The organism is Pseudoalteromonas sp. TB51 (assembly GCF_000498055.1).
GTDB classification, from domain to species: Bacteria; Pseudomonadota; Gammaproteobacteria; order Enterobacterales; family Alteromonadaceae; genus Pseudoalteromonas; species Pseudoalteromonas atlantica.
On the sequence record NZ_AUTO01000118.1, the window covers coordinates 1 to 2,065 of the forward strand.

At 44.8% G+C, this 2,065-nt stretch carries 1 protein-coding gene; it reads right to left on the reverse strand.

Translation table 11 applies throughout. The annotated features are described in order from the left end of the window. Positions 1-2,065 (reverse strand): beta strand repeat-containing protein (locus L650_RS0106005; RefSeq protein WP_174380484.1); only part of this gene is annotated, 2,065 nt, incomplete at both ends.

The window sequence follows — 2,065 nt, forward strand, 5'->3', positions numbered from 1 at the left end:
CAACTGCCGTTAAGGTTTGCGAATCACCATTAGAGTCTGTTACTGATACAGTGATCAAGCTACCTGGCTCTACATCAGTTGTGGTACCACTAAATACAGGTGTTGAATCGTTAGAGTCAGTAAAGTCATTTACACTAATAGTTGGTGCGGTTAAATCTATAGAGCCAGTTTGTGAGTCTTGCGCGCTATTACCAGCACTATCACTTACATTTGCCACCACACTAAACTCACCCTCAGCTAATGTTTGTGGGACATCTATACTCCATGTGCCATCACCATTTATAGCAGTGACAAATTGCTGCTCAGCGCCAGCATTATCAGTCACAATCACTGTAACCACACTACCTGCAGCTAAACCTTGAGTAGAGCCGCTTATAGTAGGCGTTGTATCGTTTGTATCACCAATATTATCTATAGTTACGGTAGGTGCGGTTAAATCTATGGTGCCAGTAACCGTTGCTGTACTGCTATTGCCTGCTTCGTCACTTACACTTGCAGTAACTGTAAAGTCACCTTCGCTAAGCTCATTAAGTATATCGGCGCTATAGCTTCCATCGGCATTAGTAATCGCTGTAATAGTTTGTTGATTACCGTCACTATCGGTTATTAATAAGGTAACCTCAGTACCTTGAGGTACATCTACTACGCTACCTGTCACACTCGGTGTTGTATCGTTTGTATCTGTAATTGGGTTAATAGTAATCGCAGGATCAGTTAGATCAATTTCCCCTACTTCAGTAGCAGAGGCAGTATTGCCAGCAGCATCGGTTACTGTTGCAACAACCGTAAATTGACCCTCTACCAACTCATCGGTTGCTTCGATTGACCACGACCCATCAGCATTTGTGGTTACTTGCACAGTTTCTGTTGCGCCATCGCTGCCTGTAAAGGTAACAGTAACAACCGCACCTGCGTCAACATCTTGCGTAGTACCACTAATTGTTGGAGTGGTATCATTAGTATCAATAATAAAATTAATACTTACGGTTAAATCTACATTACCGACCGTACTTGCTTGTGCCTCATTGCCTGCATCGTCTATAACGGCTGCAACTACGGTAAAATCCCCTTCAGGCAGAGGCTCTGTAACTTGAGCGCTCCAAGAACCATCTTCTTGCGTGACCGCTAAAAGATTAAAAGTACTGCCATCACTTGCGGTAATCGTTAGGGTTATAGTGGTACCAGCAGGCACGTTACCGGTATTACCACTTAAAAATGGCGTGGTATCGTTTGTATCTGCAATAGAGTCAATTTGAATAGAAATAGGGGCAAATGTAACTTCACCACTTGTTTGCGCGGATGCTTCGTTACCCGCAGGGTCACTCACTGTCGCGGTAACACTAAACTCTCCACCAGGGATAGCGTTGGGCGATTCAACACTCCACGTGCCATCAGCCTCAAGTGTCGTTGTTAAGGTTTGTATATTACCGTCGCTATCGGTTACTAAAACAGTAATTACAGAGCCTTCAGGTGCCCCTTCAACACGGCCTACAAAAGTAGGGGTTGTGTCATTAGTGTCTGCAATGGCCGTAACCGTTATTTCAGGGCTAGTTAAATCAACTAACCCTTGCTCTATAGCTTGTGCTTCATTACCTGCAGTGTCGGTCACAGTTGCATTAACTTCAAACTCACCTTGTGCTAAAGGGGTAGAAACACTTACAGACCAGCTGCCATCATCATTTGTTTGCGTTAACAGCGTTTGAACTTGCCCATTAATATCGGTAATAACCACGGTAATTACCGAGCCTGCTGGCACATCTTGCGCAAAGCCAGTAATAACAGGGGTTGTATCTTGCGTATCGGCAATCGCATTAATTTCTACAATTGGCGCCGTTAAGTCAATAACTCCAGCATCACTTGCAAGTGCTTGGTTGCCTACGCTATCACTCACCTGCGCATCAACAGTAAAATCACCTTCTGGTAGTGCCACACCCACATCAACAGCCCAACTACCATCTTCACCGGTAATGGCTGTTAAAAGCTGCACTTCGCCTGCACTGTCGGTTACTGTGATTGTTACTTCAGTACCTTGGGGCACACCGGTTGTAGTACCGGTTAATGGCGG